We start from the raw sequence: 19109 nt of genomic DNA on the forward strand, positions 1-19109 counted from the left end.
GCTCCGCATCACGCTCAGCCGAAGATTGCACGTGTGACGAGAAAGAGTAGCGAAGGTCCGAGCAGGCAACCGATCGCTGTATAAAATGCGGCCGTCAAACAGCCATAGGGCACAAGTTTCGGGTCGGTTGCAGCCAGTCCCCCAGCCACGCCGCTAGACGTTCCGACAAGCCCACCAAAGATGACAGCCGTGCGTGGGTTGTCCAGGCCAATATAGCGCGCCACAAATGGAGTCGCGACCATGGCCACGATGGCCTTGACCAGGCCTGCCGCAATGGAGAGCGCCATGACTTCCGAGCTGGCACCAATAGCGGCTCCGGTGACAGGGCCAACGATATAGGTGACGGCACCGGCGCCAATTGTGGTCAGGCTTACGGCGTCGGTATAGCCAAAGGCAAGCGCCACGGCAACCCCTGCAATGAACGACGTCCCCACCCCTACAAACAGTGACAGCACGCCGGCAAGACCCGCCTCCTTGAGCTCGTCCACGTTAACGCCGAAGGCGGTGGCGGCAATGGCAAAATCCCTGAGCATGGCGCCGCCCAGTATGCCCAGGCCGGAAAGCAGCGGAATATCTACCAGTCCCTTCTGGCCGCCCGTCGTGACCCCACCGATATAAGCCAATAGCAGTCCAAAAAAGATTGCAATGGCGGAGCCGTGCAGGCGGCCCTTGGTCAGCTTGGCGCTGAGCCAATAAGAAACCCACATGGTAACGCCTATCAGGGCAAAGGCGCTGATCATGCCGTACGCCTGGGTGACCTTGGTCAGTGATTCAATAATCATGTCAGTCACCGTTGTACGCTGGCCAGCTGATCAAGGGCAGGTGCTACCGTTTTTTTTCGGCCCACTTTGTTCAGTACTGGCACTAGGGCAAACGCGATGGCAATGGCTAGAAAGCCGGCAAGAATAGCCGCCGGGCCGCCCTTGAGTGCACCAGCCACATTTTGCTGGGCCGCCATGGCCACGACGATGGGAATGTAGATCGCGCTCCAGAACTCTACGCCTTGTTCGGTCTTGGGATGAAACTTGCCGTGCTTGCCGATCCAGCTACTTAGAAAGATGAGCATCAGCATGGCGATGCCAACACCGCCCACGTTTGCAGGGACACCGATTAGTTTGCCGAGCACTTCACCGATAAAGATGCCGGTCAGCGTGCAGATGGAGAGTAGAGCCACACCGTAGATAATCATTGTTATTGTCCTCTGGGTCGAAGTTCTTGTTCTTGTGCTTCGAAACGCTAGGCGATCTCTCTATCGGTCGCGATTGGCCTCCTCGCGCAGCAGCGCAGTAATGGTGTCGGTCCGTGTACCTTGAAACGCCACCGCAGTTCCGGGGTTGATGACGCGTTTGGCAAGCGTGGTCAGCACCGTACCGGGCACCAACTCAACGGTAAGTTGCACGCCGCGTTCCTGAGCATTGCGTAAGGTCGCGTGCCACTCCACGGTGCGGCACATATTGAAGGCCAGATCATCGGCAAGACGCGCCGGGTCCATGATGAGCCGGGCGGAGCTACTGCTCAGGTAGCGTATCTGAGGGCGGTGCAAGGTTATCGACTGGAACGTGGCGGCGAGCCGATTGGCCGGCTCGGTCAATAAAGCGCAATGGGAGGGTACGCTGACGGCCAGGCGGCGTGTAACGCCGGTACCGCCTGAGCGAACCTTTTCGGCCAGGGCTGCCAGCGCAACGTCCGAGCCGGACGCGATAAACTGTTGTTCGGCATTGCTGTTGGCCAGGAAAACAGGCGCATTGGTAGTCGAGGTAGCCTCTATCAGGTATTCAGCCTCATGACGTTGTAGCCCCAGCATCGCCAGCATTCCATACCCGTTGGGAAACGCCTCTTGCATCAGCTTGCCGCGCAGATCCACCAGCCTTAACGCATCGGTATAGTCGAGCGCGTTTGCTGTCACGGCGGCTGGGTAGGCGCCAATGGAAAGGCCGGCGACATAGTCCGGGGCAGGGGCCTGTTCCAACAACAGACGTGCACTGGCAACGCCTGCAATCAACAAGCAGAGCTGAACGGCATGTGTCGATTGCAAGGCGTCAGCGGTATCCAGCATGTCTAGCGACACGTTGAGGATTGCTTCAGCTTCCTGTAAGGCATCTCGCACAACCGGCTCGTCTGGCAGCGCGTGTAGCATGCCTGACTGCTGCGCGCCTTGGCCGGGGAACAGGAAAAGGCTGCTCACGCAGCGATCTCCGCCAAGTGCCAGGGATCAGTGACCAGACAGGCTCCGCTGGCTCGCTTGAGCAGGACGCGGCTGCTTGACTGCGCCCACTCACGCAAGGCAACGCCTCCCTGGGGGGTTTCCAGTTGAATGTCCAGGCGGCACGGTGCCTTGTCCAGCTTATTCAGCAGGGCTAATGCCTGTGACCGGGAAAGAGGTGCGGGTGCACGTATGAGCAGATCGAGATCGCTTTCGGCGTGTAACGTACGGATACCCGTCGCAAGCTGGAAACCCGCACTGCCAGTAACCCCCCAGGCCAGACCGGTAGCATCCAGGGAGGGTTTGGCCCATACCAGGGCTGTCAGGGCAGCTGGATCAATCGGGTGGCTGCTGATGGCCGCAACCAGTTGTTCGGGTGACCGGCTACGAACGACATGGTCCAAAGCCATCCAGGTACCGAAGCGTTCTTCGCGCCCACGACCTCGTATGCCTACGGCCACAACGTCGGGTTTGCCCTCGGCACGCCGGACAACGACCGGCTCCCCAGCCGCGACTGCTGTGAAGGCCCATTGCGGTGCTGTGGCAGGCAGCTGTTCCGGGGTAAATCCCCAAAGCAGATCATGTGGGCGAGGGGCTTGCGTCATATGGCCTCCGTGATCATTTAAAGTCACCATTGCTCCAGTAGCTTTTCTCTTACCCGTCGCGACGCGCTGCGGTTTGGAGCGTCCAGGCGGCCACGTAGATCATGTGATCCTGCCGCAATATCGGCCACGGCCTGTTGCAGGCATTCGCTTACCCGGTTGATATCGCCTTCGGTAGGACGTTCGATGCGCTCGACCGATAGCGTCTCCCACAAAAGGCCCAGCGAGGCATAGTTATCGAGGTCGTATGCCATGGGAGGAATATTTGCCGCCAGCGCTTCCAGCTCGTCGACGCTGCGCAGGGTGATGCGTGCTGCTGATGCCTTGCCCATTGCATGCACCTCAACACCGGGATCGCGCAGCGCAATAAGGCGGTTGGCCTGATAGCCATGGGCAAGAAACGCACCGGACATCGCCTTGCCCACAATCAGACCCACCACCGGATGGCCTGCGAGCCGAGCGCGTGCATACGCATCCACTGCACCTGCTAGTGCCTGGTGGATACCCAGTGCTTCCTCACGGCGGCCATACGCCTGGCTTGGTATGTCAATGATGGCGACCAGTGCGCGTTTGGTGACGTGATCGCAATCGGCCTCTATAACTTCATCAATGATCCGGCCCAGGCCCCAGCCTTCGAGCAACCCCACCTCACCTCGGCGAGCGCGGGGAAAGGGGTTTTGCTCATCAGGGACCACTGCAATCACGCGAGCCGGTAAGCTACCTAGTGTTGTATCGCAGACCTTTAGCGAGGCGGGCAAACCCTCAAAGGGTTTCGCATTAGGTGAAAGTGCGTTGAACCAGATCAGTCCACGTGTAGAGAGGTTCATTTCACACCTCCTTCATCGCCCGCGGCATATAGGTTGCGGACGGTTACCGCATCGATGGGTTGTTCGGGTTCAAGACGGCCGAGGCGGTCAAGAAACCAGGCGTACCGCCGGCTACGCTCGAGCGCAGGCTTACCTTGTCTAAAACAAGTACGAATCTGCGCATGAATCGTCTCGGTATCATCGGGCACATAGGCGTCGACAAGACCCGTCCCGTGGCGCTGCTCACCCCCGGTCAGGCTCCAGATGAAGGGGCGATCCCGAGAGTCATATTCTTCGATTCCCGCTTCCTGCTCGATGACTTGAGGACCATTAAGGCCCAGCCGTGCCTCTTGCGTCACGATCAGATAGCTGCACAGTCCGGCAGCGATGGACATACCACCAAAACAACCAACGGGGCCGGCGATAACGGCCACGACCGGTTGATACTCTCGGAGATCGACGATAGCCGCCTGGATTTCAGCAATAGCGGCCAGTCCCAGGTTGGCTTCCTGCAGACGTACGCCACCGGTCTCCAGCAAAAGCACGGCGCGGGTTGGGATACCGTTACGGTTGTCTTCAGCCGCCAGTTCCAGGGCTCCGGCAATCTTGGCCCCGCCCACTTCACCCATGCTTCCACCCTGGAAAGCGCCTTCAATGGCAGCAATTACAGCAGGCTGGCCGTCAATCGTACCCTTGGCAATGACTACGCCATCATCCGCTTGCGTCACGATGCCCTGCTTGGGTAACCAAGGCGACATCATGCGTTCAAACGGGCCGATCAATTCCCGAAAGCTGCCCTCATCAAGCAGGGTGCGAGCCCGCTGCCGGGCACCCAATTCAATGAAACTACGAGGTTGGAGTAGGCGTGCGGTATCAGTCATGGCGCGCTCCTTCCAACTGTAATTCTTCCAGCCCTTGTTCCAGGCGTAAACGCACAACGCCGGGCGTCGCACCAAAGTCGTGGATTTCGATATTTAACGCCGGTGGCGTCTGCTCACGAAACATCCGCTCGAACAGGTTTTGCCAACGTGCCGCACTGCCATTTACCGATGTCACGACATTCAACGTGAGCGTGCCAGCCTCACCGGGCTCCAGCAGCACCTCCAGGTCTCCCGAGCCAACACAGCCCACCAGGGCTTTACCCTGAGAGGGCTGGCCGGCCGGAAATTCAAACGTTAAGGTTTCCATGAGATAGCGCTCCTCTGCAGGCGGAATTCCAGGCGATCAAGAAACAGTGTGGTGGCCAGCAGATCGGCCGCGCCACCTGGGGACGCATTCAGGCGTAGTAACGCGTCGTCCAGTTGGCGCAACGCGCGTCTGCCCGCCAGGGTTGCGCTGCCACCCTGCGCAAGGACTGCCTGCGCGCCGTGCTGAAGCGTATCCAGGCCTTCAAGACCCGCCCGATGCAGGACGCAGGTATCCGGTAAAACGGCCATGATGGCGATAAGCGCATCCAACCTTGCATGTTGCTCTCCGGCGCCTTTCGCCCGGCTCTTCAACAACTGTGGCAAACCGTGCCCTACCACAGCGGGAAAGCCCGCTTGCGCCTGTTCACGGGCGCCGGGAAGACCGTATCGGGCGCAGGCTCTGAGACCATGACTGTTCTGTGCCTTAGGCGCAAACCGATCAGGCAGCCGCGCCAGCAGGGCGGCGCGGTGAGCCACCTCAGCAGAAGAACAGTGTTCCGGCTTAAACGCCGCAGCAGCAGTCAGCAGGCCCAGGGCCCAGATCGCGCCGCGGTGCGTATTGACTCCGCCAGTGGTTTCCAGCATGACACTTTCGCCTTTGCGGCCCAGCTGACCCAGCGTCTCGCGCAAGGACTGGTCCAAGTCCTTCGCAGCACTGGCGGCTTCCGCCATGTCTTGAAAGGTTTGCCGCAATGCATAGGCCGAGCTGTGCATCAACCCCAGGCTCAGGTCTGTATGGGCACCATTGCTGCGTCGATCAACCAGACCGGGCTTGGGCGATAGGTCTGCCTCGTCGATAAGGACGTGCACCGCCAGATCCGCCAGCTGCCCGGCGATAGAAGAAGGAAGGGGTACCGCGATCAAGGCTCGCATTACCAACTCCTGAATTTGGCTGGAGGGTTGTAGAGGCCGCCTGACCACTCGACAAGATCGGCAATACTCTTGGCTGCCAGGAGTTCACGTGTAGCGTCGGTACGGCGAATACCCAAGTCTTCCGGCAGAGCCAGCAGGCCGTCACGGCGCATCTGCTCGGTTCGTTTAGGATCGTGGCGTAAACCGATATCAGTCACGCCCGCAACCGCTGCAATCAATGCCCGACGCTCCTCTTGAGAGCGGGCCTTGTAGAGGTAGGCAATACCTTCCTCCGTCAACAGGTGAGTAACGTCGTCACCGTAGATCATCACCGGTGCCAGCGGCATGCCGCTTTTTTTGGCAACATCGACGGCATCGAGCGTATCGACGAACGTGGGTTTGCCACCCTCCTGGAAAGTCTCGACCATCTGCACCACCAGCTTACGGCCACGCTCAAGCATGGCGGTCGGACCTTCTTCTACCCGCATATCGAGCCATGCAGGAGTACCGTGGCGGCGGCCATGTGGGTCATGCCCCATGTTGGGTGCGCCCCCAAAACCGGCCAAACGTCCACGTGTTACGGTGGAGGAGTGTCCATCACCATCCACTTGCAGCGTTGCGCCAATGAACAGGTCGACGGCGTATTGCCCTGCCAGTTGGCACATCATTCGATTGGAGCGCATGGAGCCATCGCGCCCGGTGAAAAACACGTCCGGTCGGGCTGCGATGTAGTTTTCCATGCCCAGTTCGGTGCCGAAGCAATGCACGCTTTCTACCCAGCCGCTTTCAATCGCCGGAATCAGCGTGGGATGCGGATTGAGCGTCCAGTTACGACAGATCTTACCCTTGAGACCCAGGCGCTCACCGTATGTAGGCAGGATCAGTTCAATCGCAGCCGTATTGAAGCCAATCCCGTGATTGAGCGATTGCACGTTGTGCTTCTCGTAGATTCCACGGATTGCCATCATTGCCATGAGCACATGGACGGGCTTGATATGGCGAGGGTCTCGGGTAAACAGAGGTTCGATGTAAAAGGGCTTGTCCGCCACCACTACAAAGTCGACCCACGAGGCAGGGATATCCACGCGGGGCAGATCACTTGTGTCGTCCACCAATTCGTTGACCTGAACGATGACGATGCCATCGCTAAAGGCACCTGCCTCGATAAGGGCGGGCGTGTCCTCGGTGCTGGCGCCGGTATAAATATTCCCGTGGCGATCTGCCTTGAAGCCAGCGGACAACACAACGTTGGGAATCAAGTCCACCAACAGCCGTGAGTAGAGCTCGATATAGGTATGGATAGCACCAACTTCCAGCAGTCCGTCTTCGAGCAGCTGACTGATACGCAGACTCTGTGTGCCAGCAAAGGAGAAGTCCAGTTTATGGGCGATACCGCGCTCAAACAGATCCAGGTGTTCGGCGCGCCCTACGCTTGGCATGATCATGTGCAGATCATGGAGCTTGCCAGGATCGGCCTTTACCAATGAGCGAGACAGAAAGTCAGCCTGTTTCTGATTGTTGCCTTCCAGCACCACGCGATCACCGGGAGCAATCAGCGCTTCAAGGGCTTCAACGATCCGATCGGTTCGGATGACCGCGCCTTCGGCATAGGCACTTGCCTTGGCGACTCGCCGCTGCTTTTCGGTGCGCCGCCGCGACCATTGAGGTGGAGGAGAGGTTATTGTCATGATGACTCCACGAAGTCCGCTGTCGTGGTCTCACGCTAGACCTCCTCAGGCGGACCTTCAATCAACCTCACCGTCAGATCGTTAACCTGAGCGTAACGATTTGAGGCGTGAGCCATGTGGTGATGGTGCCCATACCGAACGCTGAGCAGTGATTACTTTCCTCGCGATGCGCAGGCTGCTAAAACATACATACCTGATTTCGGCTAAATCCCTGACTGGCTATTGCGCAGGAGAACCGCGAGATGACGAACCTTGCAAGCGAGTACGCTGAAGCGTTGGACTCTATGACGTCCCGTCGCGTTGAGCTGGTCCGTATCGTTGAGCGCTTTGCTCCTGACTTTGGTGTCCATCCAACTGCCATTCAGCCACTGCATCTGATTCGTAGCGATCAGCCGACACAAACCATCCATACTGTTCATAAGCCGGGTCTTTGCATCATTGTGCAAGGAGCAAAAGAAGTTCAGCTGGCGGAAGAATGCTACCGCTACGATCCGCTTCACTATCTCGTGGTTTCCGTTACCCTGCCGCTGGCAGGCAAGGTGATCGAAGCGACCAGTGATAAACCGTATCTGTGTCTTCGTCTCGATCTCGACCCTTGCGAAATCGCTCAGCTGGTTTCAGATGCCAGTCCGATCGGCGTCCCTGATCGCCCGGCGGAGCGCGGGTTGTTTCTGGACCAGATTGATCCGTCTATTCTGGACACCATGCTGCGCCTGTTGCGGTTGCTGGAGTCTCCAGATGACATTCCCATGCTTGCGCCCATGGCGATAAAGGAAGTCTACTATCGATTGCTTAAAGGTAAGCACGGGCATCGCCTGTATGAAGTGGCGTTTGGGGATAGCCAGGCCCAGCGGGTGGCGCGTGCGATTGATTGGTTGAATAACCACTTTTGCGAGCCGCTCAGTATCGATGCCTTAGCCAAGCACGTAAATCTCAGTACATCTGCGTTTCACCATCGTTTCAAGGCGGTTACCGCCATGAGTCCCTTGCAGTATCAGAAGCAGTTACGCTTGAACGAGGCGCATCGGCTGATGATGTCCGAAGGACTGGATGTGACCAGCACCTGTCACAGAGTGGGCTATGAGAGTCCCTCGCAGTTCAGCCGGGAATACAGCCGCTTTTTTGGCGTATCGCCGGCCAAGCACATTGGGCAATTCAGGCGAAAGGCATAATCCGCTTTGGTATCAATATGATGCTATCCCGACTAGGGACTTTTAGGCCTGGAAAGCCAGTTAAACGTTTCGGCATCATGCTCTGAAGGAAGTTAATGACTTCAGAGCATGATCCCTTTTTAATAGTGATTACTTGCCCCATTCAGGCCCACCATCGGTGGCGGTTTGTCCTCCATCCACAGGTAGCGTTACGCCTGTAATGTAAGCGGCCTCTTCGCTGGCCAGGAAGGCAATGGCGGCGGCAATTTCTTCCGGTTTCGCTGCACGGCGCAAGGGAATACGCTCCCACGCCTTTTCAAGCAAGGCCTCGTCATCCATGATCTTTTCTACCATGCCGGTAAGGGTAAGACCGGGACACACCGTGTTAGCCCGGACTCCATATTTGCCATAATCACAGGCGATGGAGCGTGTAAGGTTGGCTACGGCTGCTTTGGCTGCACAGTAGGCAGCATGCGACCAGCCGCCACCCAATGAAGAAACGGACCCAACATTGATGATGACCCCCTTTGCACGAGCCAGATGTGGCACTGCACGACGGCTGATATAAAACACGCTATCCAGATCCGTGCCCATACAGGCTCGCCAATGATGATCACTGGTTTCGCTGATGCTGCCGACCAGATTCATACCTGCCGCATTAATAACTGCGTCTAGCTGACCAAACCGTTCCACAGTATGATCGACCAGCCGGTCGCATGCTTCGCGTTGCGACACATCTGCCACCTCGGTCATCACCCGGTCAGAAGAAAATCCGTCGGCTACCGCTTCAAGGCGTTCAGCGTTTCGTCCAGAGAGAACAACCGAAGCGCCCTCTGAAAGAAAGCGGCGGGCCGCTGCTTCGCCGATGCCAGAGCCTCCGCCTGTAATAACAATGACTTTTTTGTCAAATCGATTCATGGCTCATTCCTCGCAAGGTGAACAAACAAAAGGTCATTTATCAGCCGGGATAGTCGGCACCGCGCGAAACGGCTTCCCAGTCTCCAAAATCTCGGGCAAGTTCATCTAACTTGCCCAAGGCGCACTCGAATGCGCTATTGCCCAGCAGTAGGCGTGCCGGTTTTTCCTGGCTTTCAACTGCGTTAAAAATGGCTGCGGCGGCTCGGGCGGGATCGCCAGGTTGCCTGCCAATCGACTGGTGATAGGCTTCGATAGCTGCACCGGCTGTCGGTGTATAGTCTTCATGGGTGTGCGGCGTTTCATGCGCTGACCCTGCCCACTCCGTACGAAACGCACTGGGCTCTACCGTCATGACATGAATGCCTAACGGCGCCACTTCCTGGCGGAGTGTTTCTGATAATCCCTCAACGGCGAATTTGCTGGCGCAGTAGTATCCTACCGCAGGAAAGCCGCAGAGCCCGCCGATGGAGGTCAGATTGACGATGATGCCCTGCCGCCGTTGGCGCATACCAGGCAAAGCGGCTTGAAGCATATTCGCAACTCCATAAAAGTTAACATCCATCATCTGGCGTACCTGGTTGAGATCGCTTTCCTCCACTGAGGCGAAATACCCAACGCCGGCATTGTTCACCAGCACATCTACAGCGCCGAAAGCAGCTTCGGCTGACTCGATGGCGATCTTTGCCTGACGCGGGTCTGTAACATCCAGCGGCAGTACCAGCGCCTCACCTTTATTCTGAAGGTCCTTTAACTGCTCGGGCTTGCGTGCCGTTACCACTACGCGGTAACCCTGCGCCAGTACGTATTCCGCAATGTGACGGCCAAAGCCAGTGGAGCAGCCTGTCACAAACCATACGGGGGAGTGTGCTGTCTGATTCATAGGATCTCTCCTGTCATGTTGATAACGGGGTCATGCAGGCTCCAGATCGATCAACTGAAAAGCCCGCATGTCAATCTCACCGTCCATAAGTGCTGGGAGCTGCGCCAGAAAGGCTTTTACATAAGGCCGCTCAAGGTGAGCGGCGAGGTCTTCTGGAGAGCGCCAGACCTCGTGGATAAACCACTCGTTCGGCTCGTCGCGACCTTGATGAACCGTATAGCCGAGGCAACCCGGTTCATGGCGTGAGGGTGCTATTAATGACATCAGCTGCTGGCCCAGCACCTCTGTCTTACCCGACCGGGCGCGAATGAAGGCGATATTAGTAAACTGAGACATAGGGAGGTCTCCGTAGTCATCCGGGTCCTGCTGCCCTGATAGAGCAGCAGGTGTACGAAAGGACTCAAACGGTGGTGTAGCCACCGTCTGCCATGACAACCGAGCCGGTCATGAAGCTGGCGCGATCGGAGGCCACAAAGGCAATTACTTCAGCGATTTCTCTCGGCTGGGCAACACGGCCAATCGGGGCGTTAGTGGCATGTTCACGCAGGAAGGCGCGGCCATCAGGCATGATGTCATCGAGGATGCCAGTCTCCACATCGCCAGGGGCTACGACGTTGGCCCGAATGTTATGCGGCGCGCCTTCAAGCGCGAGAACCTTGGTGAGCTGAGCAACCGCACCTTTCGACGCGGCATAGGCGCCAATGGTAGGAAACGCTACCTGACAGGCATAGGAGCCTACATTGACGATAGCGCCGCGCTTGTTACCGACCATAACGCGCATCGCTTCACGGGAATGCAGAAACATGCCCCGCGCATTGATATTCATGACCTTGTCCCACTGCTCGATGGACATATCGGTCACATTTACATTGAGAATGACCGCAGCATTGTTGACCAGAATATCAACCCTGCCAAAACGCTCCATGGCAAGGGCAACCGCACGCTGCGCGGTGGATTCTTCGGCTACGTCGCCTACCAGCGCAGCGATGCGCTCTGATTTTTTTTCAAGCTCGACAACGGATGGCTTGATATCTTCAGCGACGACATACGCGCCACGCTCGGCAAACAGTGTGGCCACAGCTTCGCCAATCCCACCGGCTGCACCGGTCACAATGGCAACTTTACCTTCAAGTTCTTGAATGGGAGTGGTAGTCATCATGTCTCTCCTCAAATGTTCAAATGCCGCAGGCGGCTGTTGTTGAAGTCGAGATCACGATATCGAGTTTGCCCGGCATGATAATCGCCGCGTTTCTTCATGCCTTATGAAGGAGGGCTAAATAATCGAGAGGTAGATAGGGCAGGGATGAAAGGGACGTATGGACGGCCGCTTCTACGGCAGACATAACAAGTGTTAGTGTCGGTTAGCTAAATCCAAATGCTGATAAGGGCTTTACTGGCCGCGAATTATCATATGTTGGCTCGTCAACGGCTGCGCGCGGAGTCTTTTTTCAGAAAATCGATAAATGCCCGTAGCGAGGCCAGCTGTTGGCGCTGACGAGGGTAGCTCAGATAAAAGCCATCAAACGGCGCGCACCATTCCTGCAGTAGCGGGACCAATGTTCCAGCTTGGATAAAGGGCTCCATCTGGTCTTCCAACCAAAAGGCAATGCCCACGCCGTTGACTGCAGCCTCAATGGCTACACGCTGATCATTGACGATGAGAGGGCCTTTGACGGCTATCGCGAACCACTCAGTGTCACGCTTGAATTCCCAGCGATACGGATGGATCTGGCCTGGCCAGCGCCAGTTGATACAGCGGTGATTTTCCAGGTCATACGGCGTTTCCGGATACCCGTACCGCTCAAGATAACTCGGCGAGGCGGCTGGAATCTGCCGGAGTTCTGGCCCCAGCTTGATGCCAACCATGTCCTGCTCAATAAGCTCTCCCAGGCGCAGAGTGGCATCGAACCCTTCCGCAACAATATCCACGGGCCTATCATCTAATACGACATCCAGCTCTATCTCGGGATAGGCCTCGGAGAAAGGCTGGAAGATTGGCTCAAGAAAAACACGTGAGGCCAACCGAAGGGCATGCACACGTAATCGACCGGAAGGCTTCTCACCAAATAAACAGGCGTTCTCTACAGCGTTTGCCACCTCCTGTAGAGCGGGTCTAAGCCGCTCAAGCAGGTGCTCGCCGGCAATGGTCAGACTTACGCTGCGTGTCGTGCGATTGAAGAGGCGCACCCCCATACGTTCTTCCAGACTACGTATCGTCTGGCTAAGTGCAGAAGGGGATACCTGCAACTCTTCAGCAGCCCGAACGAAACTGCCACGTTCAGCAATCGCCACGAATGCCTGGAGCTCCGCATAATTCTGACCACGCATGGTAAGCATCCTGTCTGTTAGGTCTGCCTGAAAAGCACAGCGTACGGAAGCACTATGAACGCAAAGGCTCTTTAATCAGCACTGATCACCTCAAAACCCGGTATGGGAGCCTCAAGTGCAAGTGCAGCTCTGACCGGATCAAAGTACTCGCGAATGAATGCAATCTTTCCATCCTTCACGCGAACGAACAGCACATAGTCCTGACGATACGTCCTACCCGTTGCCGTAATAATACCTTCCGCCTTTACTTCCGCACTCGCTTCATCGGGACTATCCGAGGCATGAATTCTAAGGTCATAAAAGCGGAACTGCTCTACCGCACCCACGAACCAGCCTACGTGATGAAGCACCGCTTCACGCCCCGCCAGTTGTGCGGGATGCCCTAGTGACGGGGCAAAGGGAAGCTCCCATAAAAGATCATCCGCAATCAAGGTTTGCCATTGGGGCTGATTGGCTACGAATGTCTCGAAGTGTTGTTGCAGCAGTTCGGTTGCAGTGCGCATTGCGGTCTCCTGATTATGTAAGTGAAGAACAAAAGCGCTGCTCAGCCGAACAGCTTGATAGCGGTTCTTGCCGTTAATTCACCCTGGTGCCGCGCACCCTCAAGCTCTGTTTCGCTCGGCAGACGTGAGCCGTCTCCCGCTGTGATGGTAGTAGCGCCATATGGTGCGCCACCTACCACCTCTGTAACACCCATTTGCCCTTGATGGCTGTAGGGGAGTCCCACAATCGTCATGCCGAAGTGCAACAAGTTGGTGATGATGGAGAAAAGGGTCGTTTCCTGGCCGCCGTGCTGTGTAGCTGAGGCCGTAAAGGCACCGCCCACTTTGCCATTTAATACACCGCGTGCCCATAAGCCGCCTGCTTGATCCAGAAACGCGGCCATCTGGCTGCTCATCCGGCCAAAGCGGGTCCCTGTGCCCACAATGATCGCATCGTAATGCTCAAGATCGGCAATGGTCGCTACCGGTGCTGCTTGGCCAAGCTTGAAATGCGCACTCCTGGCGATCTCTTCCGGTACCGTTTCAGGGACACGTTTGATATCTACGTCAGCGCCTGCCGCACGCGCGCCTTCTGCTACGGCTTCAGCCATGGTCTCGATATGACCGTAAGAGGAGTAATACAGAACCAGAACCTTAGCCATGTGACGTCTCCTGAGTGGAATAAGCGGCCAGTGCCGCAGTGGAGAAACTTTCGCATGGCTCAAGATTCGAAAATAGCCAACTAATATCGACCAGTTCGTTCGATAAAATAGAACAGTGGCAATCAGAGGTTTTGTGCGGCCTGTGCCTTGAAGCGCTCAATTAACCATGTGGCAGCAGGGCCAGGCGGTGAATCGGTACGATAAATCACGGTAAAGTCGTACGTGCCACCAGGGCAATCTGGCAAATCCAGTAATACCAGCTTATTTTCGGCAATATCACTCTCTACCATGGGCTGCGGCATATTTCCCCAGCCAATACCTTCCTTGAGTAGCATGTGTTTGGAACCCAGGTCAGCCAGACGCCAGGTGCGGGCGCTCATAACGGCGTATTCCTGCCCCTCGGTCAGTGTGGAGCGGTCCGTCAGGACCAGCTGAACATGCTCTCGGGTAGCGCCAGGAGCGTTGGCGCTGGCTGAAGCTAACGGATGGCTGGGTGCTGCAACCGGCACCAGGTCAACGCTGCCCACTGCAATCCGCTCCAGACCGTCAAGGTTAGTAATCAAAGGACCGCTGACACCCAACGCGGCGCCTCGATTCAGTACCCGTTGCGTGACGGCGCCTAATGCTTCTATATGAAGGTGGAGAGAAACCGTGGGAAAGGTTTCTCGAAATACCTTCAAAGCATCTACTACCCGCGCACTGGGCAACATGACATCCAGCACCAGATGGATCTCGGCTTCAAGACCTTGCAGGAGTCCCTTTACCTTGGCACGCAGTCCATTGATGCCGCTATATACCATGCGCGCTTCGGCTAATACCGTTCGCCCCGCGTCTGTCAGCTGAGGTTTACGAGTAGTTTTGCGATCAAAAAGAGTCACGCCCAACTGCATCTCAAGGTTAGCAATGGTATAGCTGATAACAGACGTAGCCCGGTGTAGCTTACGAGCAGCCCCGGCAAAACTCCCCACCTCAACAACAGTAAGAAAGACACGCAACTGGTCCAGCGTAGGCGTACCGGGATCAGACATCATTTCGAATTCCTCGAACGTTTTAATGCATATTATCTGGATTTTGCTGAACGCCCATCTGCTTTAGGCTGGCCTGGTAGTCACTTCCGAGTGAAGTCTTTTGCCTGCAATCCGCCGATTGCACCTATGCCCTGCGAGGCCCGCAACCATGACGTTATCGAATTCTGCATCCGCTATTGAGCATCTCATCCTGCCAGCCGTAAGAGACTTGGGTGATGGCTTTAAAGTACGCCGCGCCTTACCTTCTGCACAGCGACGTACCGTGGGTCCCTTCATTTTTCTGGACAGCTTTGGGCCAACCGTTTTCAAGGCAGGCGAGGGACTTGATACACGGCCCCATCCACATATTGGTTTGTCGACCATGACTTACCTGCTGGACGGCGAGATGCTGCATCGCGACAGCGAGCACTATGTCCAGACCATACGGCCGGGCGAAATCAACCTGATGACGGCAGGTAAAGGGATCGTCCACTCAGAGCGCAGCACCGACGTGGTCCGTCAAACAGGCAGTACGGTATTTGGCTTTCAGTCATGGCTAGCGCTACCGGTTGCCCATGAAGAAGCCGACCCAGGTTTTCAACATGTCAGCGCAGGAGAGATTCCTGTAATAGAGGACGAAGGCGTTACCGTCAGGGTACTAGCTGGCGCGTTGCATGATAAACAGGCACCTACACGCACGTTTTCTGATCTGTTCTATGCCAACGTGGTACTGGAAGCCGGAGCGCGCTATCGCATCCATAAAGAACATGTCGAAAGGGCCATCTACGTCGTAAGCGGTGAGGTTACGGTGAGTGGGCAGGATGGTCGCTTCGGCCGGGACCAGCTAGTTATCTTCAAGCCAGAAACCGAGATTGTACTAAGTGCAACGGGACTGACTCGGTTGATCTTGCTGGGAGGGGAGCCGCTTCCTGAAAAGAGACATATCTTCTGGAATTTTGTATCGAGCCGCCGTGAGCGCATCGAGCAAGCTGCCGAAGACTGGCGTTTACAGCGTTTTCCAGGCGTACCTGGAGAGCATGAGTTCATCCCGTTACCGGAAACACGAATCCGTTTAAAAGCCACTGTGTAAACATCATCGCGTTATCCTGATGCCCGCCCGGATGCCATTCGGAGCGGGCATTGTCTTTTCTGCGCCTACCCAGAGACTACTAGCCGCCGCTAGCTCCTGAGCTTCACACCTTGAAGCTCAGGAGAGTTAAGCCTACAGATTATGTTCGATTAAATCGAATCTAATGGTCTAAATTAGTCGGCTATTGCGAATAGCAAACCACAGGCAGACTTCTCCCCATCGAGACACATCATGGTGATGCGTCCTAAATGAGGATCTACTCATGTCACAGTCAGCCAACCTTGTTCAAACTACTTCCCATACATCCGTTTCCAATGCTTCAGCAGCTACAACTGCATTGCTGGGCCGGATATTGATCAGCGCAATCTTCATCCTTTCAGGCATTTCCAAAATTACTGCGCCCGCCATGATCATGGGTTATATCGAGTCGGTCGGTTTGCCGTTTCCTGCCGTCGCCCTCGGAGTTGCCGTGTTGGTTGAAGTGGTAGGCGGTATTGCGTTGGTCCTCGGCTATCAGACACGAGCAGTGGCTGCGTTCCTGGCCTTGTTTAGCGTAGTGACCGCACTGGCCTTCCATAACAATCTGGCTGATCAAAATCAGTTCATTCATTTCTTCAAGAATATCGCCATGGCCGGTGGGCTTCTTCAAGTAGTGGTTCTTGGGGCTGGCCAGTACAGCCTGGACGCCCGTCGTAGCTGATGGCAGATGCCAGGCTAGCGGCCTGGCATAACTTGCAACCCTTCGCTAGAGAAATCATCATGAAAGCCATACGTGCACAGCAATATGGGAACCCCGACGTACTCCGCCTTGAAGAAGTAGCCGATCTGACGCCGGGTAAAGGGCAAGTATTGATCCAAGTGGCCGGCAGCGGAATAAATCCAATCGACTGGAAAGTCCTCTCCGGTGCCATGAAGCAGTTTATCCCCTTACCGTTACCCTATACGCCAGGGGTTGAAGTCGCAGGAGCGGTTATCGCATTAGGTGAGGGCGTAGACACATTCAGCCTGGGCGACGAGGTTTTTGGCTTCATCGGTATTACAGGTGGGTACGCCACCCAGGCAGTAGCGGATGCCGACAGGTTGGTCTTAAAGCCCAACAGCCTTTCATTGCTAGAGGCAAGCGGTGTGCCGGCGGCAGCCTTGACGGCTTGGCAAGCCTTGCATGAGCATGCTGCCATTCAGACAGGCCAACGTGTCCTGATCCAGGGGGCGGCGGGCGGGGTTGGCAGCATGGCCGTACAGTTGGCTCGTATAGCTGGCGCTGAAGTCATCGCGACGGCATCTGCCCATAATCATGATTACCTACATGCACTAGGCGCTACACAACTCATTGATTACCGCCATGAAGCCTTTGAGAAAGTTGTTTCGGATGTAGATATCGTAATCGACCTTGTAGGCGGCGAAACTCAAGCCCGCTCCTGGTCAGTGTTAAAAAAGGGCGGTGTGCTGGTGTCACCCGTCAGCGCGCCGAGTGAAGAAGCTGCTCGTAGCATAGGGGCAACAGGTAAACGCTTCGCTACCCGTTCAGATGGCAAGCAACTAGCACAGATTGTCGACTTATTTAACCGGGGAGCACTTAAGGTCGAAGTAGAAACCATGCCCTTGTCCAAGGCAGCTGATGCGCTACAGAGAAGCCTGGCAGGCCATACGCGAGGCAAGATTGTGCTGGATGCTCGGGAATAGCAAGATTCCAAATGTTAAACTGATGAATACTTAATGGCCGGTTCTCTAAAACCGGTCATTTAATTTGGCCAATTTTTGGAAGGTATTTTTTCCATATCTCTAATACTGAAGTTTATAAATAAAGATTAAGATGGAGATATAAAAAATACCCCTTTGAGAGTGGTTGATGGCTGTGTTTTAGGAATTAGTAGGTAAGCATTTGCGTCGGTAAGATAGAATATATCTTTATAAGGGTTTGGAAAGTCAGAGGAGTAAATTTGTAGCGCAACATTGTAGTTTTTGGCAATGTATTTTTCTAGGGACAGTTGTTTTGGGGTTTCGCTTGTTATCATGGAGCAAACTACAAAATCATCCACCTCAAAATGCTCGTCAACAATTTTGGTGTATGTCTCAGGTATAGTATATGTCTCCGATTTTATAAGTTCTGCTTCTAGGTCTTCGCTATATATTACTTGGGTGTATCCACTGCTAATAAACTGTAAATCTTCAACGCTGCCAGAGGTGCTTATCAAATCTAGAAAGTATTCGCTTGGGTGATAGGTTGAGAAAATATAGATTATTCCATTATTTGGAATAGTGCCCGGTAAGAAATAAAGTCTAGCTAGAGAGCAATTTATACTCATAACCAATGTAAGCGGTAAGTCATCAGGATTTTTTGGCCAGGCCTCTACTTTCGCTTGGCTACCACCAAACGTGATACCACAATGTTTATTTAAGTCTGAAGTTGGGACAATTCTCTTTACTGTCTTGATTTTACTCATTTGCAGTCTATATAAATTTTATAAAAAAGCGAAGGCTTAACTATTTAATTATATACATTTTCTAGCTGAGACTTTAGCTATTTTATATTATAAATCAACCAGAGGATATTTATTTTATAGGTTGCCTCATAAATAACTCTTTATGATCAATGGGAATGGGCTAACAATACCCTATCGAAAGTAGTTTGTTTTCTTGCCCACCCCAGCTATCACTTATAGTATAATGTGGAATAAATTCACAAGAGCCAGGCACGAATGTGAATTTATAATATATTTCTTCGCCCTCCAGTCCTTCGCAAATCTCATAGTATACTCTGTAAAGTCCTTCCTCTAGGTCTACATCTATTTTAAATGCTTCGCTCACAGAAGAAATTTCGACCTTATCTCTATTTTGAATGAAAAAAGGGAAAACGATAATGCGCTCAGCAGTCGGATCAGGAGTAAAAATTTTTGAAACTTCTAAGATGACATTTGCTCCAAATGGCTCGTCAATGATTGGATCAAAGACGGCAATGTCTTTATGAATTACTGCTCCTTGCTCTAAGTTTTTCTTACCCCATTGACACAGAGTATAGTTAAACTCGCGAGCCCATAACTATATTTGTCTATGGGAAATTAATAGGTCAATTTTTTGCATTAAAACTCTTAAATTTAAGCGGAACTATATCTGCCTAATTTAACATATTGAAGAGTAAACTTAACGGATAGTTACCGCCTAACAAGCCGATATTTAGAACCGCTAACAAAACCTCCCCAATGACCGCAGACAGATGATGCTACACGCCAGCGATAACAGGGCTCGGTGAGTA

The 19109-nt window shown here is 54.6% G+C and carries 22 protein-coding genes and 1 pseudogene; 4 read left to right on the forward strand and 19 right to left on the reverse strand.

Features of this window, described 5'->3' with window-relative positions; all coding sequences use genetic code 11:
• Nucleotides 1-14: 14 nt before the first annotated feature.
• Genes madM through mdcA form a run of 9 tightly spaced genes read right to left on the reverse strand, consistent with a single transcriptional unit; the run spans nt 15 to nt 7341 of the window.
• On the reverse strand, nt 15-779 hold the full coding sequence (gene madM, locus GM154_RS20220; protein WP_026003682.1) for a malonate transporter subunit MadM: 765 nt from the start codon (nt 777-779) through the stop codon (nt 15-17).
• 8 nt (nt 780-787) lie between these two features.
• Complete coding sequence (gene madL, locus GM154_RS20225; RefSeq protein ID WP_010798972.1) at nt 788-1189, reverse strand: malonate transporter subunit MadL; 402 nt, start codon at nt 1187-1189, stop codon at nt 788-790.
• Between the two features lie 60 nt (nt 1190-1249).
• Entirely contained in the window at nt 1250-2185 is a 936-nt protein-coding gene (gene mdcH, locus GM154_RS20230; protein WP_219653173.1) for a malonate decarboxylase subunit epsilon, read from the reverse strand.
• Nucleotides 2182-2808, reverse strand: a complete 627-nt coding sequence (locus GM154_RS20235) for a malonate decarboxylase holo-ACP synthase (protein ID WP_219653174.1) — start codon at nt 2806-2808, stop codon at nt 2182-2184. Before GM154_RS20235 ends, mdcH begins: the two co-directional genes overlap by 4 nt.
• Before the next feature lie 23 nt (nt 2809-2831).
• Complete coding sequence (mdcE, locus tag GM154_RS20240; protein ID WP_219653175.1) at nt 2832-3632, reverse strand: biotin-independent malonate decarboxylase subunit gamma; 801 nt, start codon at nt 3630-3632, stop codon at nt 2832-2834.
• On the reverse strand, nt 3629-4492 hold the full coding sequence (locus GM154_RS20245; protein ID WP_219653176.1) for a biotin-independent malonate decarboxylase subunit beta: 864 nt from the start codon (nt 4490-4492) through the stop codon (nt 3629-3631). The genes mdcE and GM154_RS20245 overlap by 4 nt, the downstream gene beginning before the upstream one ends.
• Nucleotides 4485-4799, reverse strand: coding sequence for a malonate decarboxylase subunit delta (locus GM154_RS20250; RefSeq protein ID WP_010798977.1), 315 nt, complete (start codon nt 4797-4799; stop codon nt 4485-4487). The genes GM154_RS20245 and GM154_RS20250 overlap by 8 nt, the downstream gene beginning before the upstream one ends.
• On the reverse strand, nt 4787-5671 hold the full coding sequence (locus GM154_RS20255; protein ID WP_219653177.1) for a triphosphoribosyl-dephospho-CoA synthase: 885 nt from the start codon (nt 5669-5671) through the stop codon (nt 4787-4789). Before GM154_RS20255 ends, GM154_RS20250 begins: the two co-directional genes overlap by 13 nt.
• Nucleotides 5671-7341, reverse strand: a complete 1671-nt coding sequence (gene mdcA / locus GM154_RS20260; RefSeq protein ID WP_219653193.1) for a malonate decarboxylase subunit alpha — start codon at nt 7339-7341, stop codon at nt 5671-5673. The genes GM154_RS20255 and mdcA overlap by 1 nt, the downstream gene beginning before the upstream one ends.
• A gap of 239 nt (nt 7342-7580) precedes the next feature.
• On the opposite strand from mdcA, the gene GM154_RS20265 reads away from it, so the two are divergent.
• Nucleotides 7581-8510: an AraC family transcriptional regulator gene (locus GM154_RS20265; RefSeq protein WP_219653178.1), complete on the forward strand. Its 930-nt coding sequence runs from the start codon at nt 7581-7583 to the stop codon at nt 8508-8510.
• Between the two features lie 129 nt (nt 8511-8639).
• Here GM154_RS20265 and GM154_RS20270 read toward each other — a convergent pair whose 3' ends face one another.
• From GM154_RS20270 to GM154_RS20305, 8 genes are all read right to left on the reverse strand, one after another.
• Entirely contained in the window at nt 8640-9407 is a 768-nt protein-coding gene (locus tag GM154_RS20270; RefSeq protein ID WP_010798981.1) for an SDR family NAD(P)-dependent oxidoreductase, read from the reverse strand.
• Between the two features lie 40 nt (nt 9408-9447).
• Entirely contained in the window at nt 9448-10287 is an 840-nt protein-coding gene (locus GM154_RS20275) for an oxidoreductase (RefSeq protein ID WP_219653179.1), read from the reverse strand.
• A gap of 30 nt (nt 10288-10317) precedes the next feature.
• On the reverse strand, nt 10318-10623 hold the full coding sequence (locus tag GM154_RS20280; protein WP_219653180.1) for a putative quinol monooxygenase: 306 nt from the start codon (nt 10621-10623) through the stop codon (nt 10318-10320).
• Between the two features lie 64 nt (nt 10624-10687).
• Nucleotides 10688-11446, reverse strand: a complete 759-nt coding sequence (locus GM154_RS20285) for an SDR family NAD(P)-dependent oxidoreductase (protein ID WP_374940331.1) — start codon at nt 11444-11446, stop codon at nt 10688-10690.
• 263 nt (nt 11447-11709) lie between these two features.
• On the reverse strand, nt 11710-12615 hold the full coding sequence (locus GM154_RS20290) for a LysR family transcriptional regulator (RefSeq protein ID WP_219653181.1): 906 nt from the start codon (nt 12613-12615) through the stop codon (nt 11710-11712).
• Between the two features lie 71 nt (nt 12616-12686).
• A complete protein-coding gene (locus GM154_RS20295) occupies nt 12687-13118 on the reverse strand; it encodes a nuclear transport factor 2 family protein (RefSeq protein ID WP_010798986.1) in 432 nt (143 codons plus the stop codon).
• A 41-nt stretch (nt 13119-13159) separates the two neighbouring features.
• Nucleotides 13160-13759, reverse strand: a complete 600-nt coding sequence (gene wrbA, locus GM154_RS20300) for an NAD(P)H:quinone oxidoreductase (RefSeq protein ID WP_074828235.1) — start codon at nt 13757-13759, stop codon at nt 13160-13162.
• 122 nt (nt 13760-13881) lie between these two features.
• Nucleotides 13882-14790 carry a LysR family transcriptional regulator gene (locus tag GM154_RS20305; protein WP_219653182.1) on the reverse strand — a complete coding sequence of 303 codons (909 nt, stop codon included), beginning with the start codon at nt 14788-14790 and terminating at the stop codon, nt 13882-13884.
• A 145-nt stretch (nt 14791-14935) separates the two neighbouring features.
• Between GM154_RS20305 and GM154_RS20310 the strand changes: the two genes are divergently transcribed.
• From GM154_RS20310 to GM154_RS20320, 3 genes are all read left to right on the forward strand, one after another.
• Nucleotides 14936-15856, forward strand: coding sequence for a pirin family protein (locus tag GM154_RS20310; protein WP_219653183.1), 921 nt, complete (start codon nt 14936-14938; stop codon nt 15854-15856).
• Between the two features lie 262 nt (nt 15857-16118).
• A complete protein-coding gene (locus tag GM154_RS20315; protein WP_219653184.1) occupies nt 16119-16556 on the forward strand; it encodes a DoxX family protein in 438 nt (145 codons plus the stop codon).
• Nucleotides 16557-16615: 59 nt separating this feature from the next.
• Entirely contained in the window at nt 16616-17539 is a 924-nt protein-coding gene (locus tag GM154_RS20320; RefSeq protein ID WP_219653185.1) for an NADP-dependent oxidoreductase, read from the forward strand.
• 125 nt (nt 17540-17664) lie between these two features.
• On the opposite strand, the gene GM154_RS20325 is transcribed toward GM154_RS20320, so the two are convergent.
• Together GM154_RS20325 and comJ are read right to left on the reverse strand one after the other, a co-directional pair.
• Nucleotides 17665-18300 (reverse strand): DUF1963 domain-containing protein, encoded by a 636-nt coding sequence (locus GM154_RS20325; RefSeq protein WP_219653186.1) that lies wholly within the window; start codon nt 18298-18300, stop codon nt 17665-17667.
• Nucleotides 18301-18460: 160 nt separating this feature from the next.
• A pseudogene (comJ, locus tag GM154_RS26040) lies at nt 18461-18877 on the reverse strand (competence protein ComJ); the annotation flags it as partial.
• Nucleotides 18878-19109: the final 232 nt, after the last annotated feature.

This window comes from Pseudomonas sp. MAG002Y, from assembly GCF_019400845.1.
GTDB lineage: Bacteria > Pseudomonadota > Gammaproteobacteria > Pseudomonadales > Pseudomonadaceae > Chryseomonas > Chryseomonas luteola.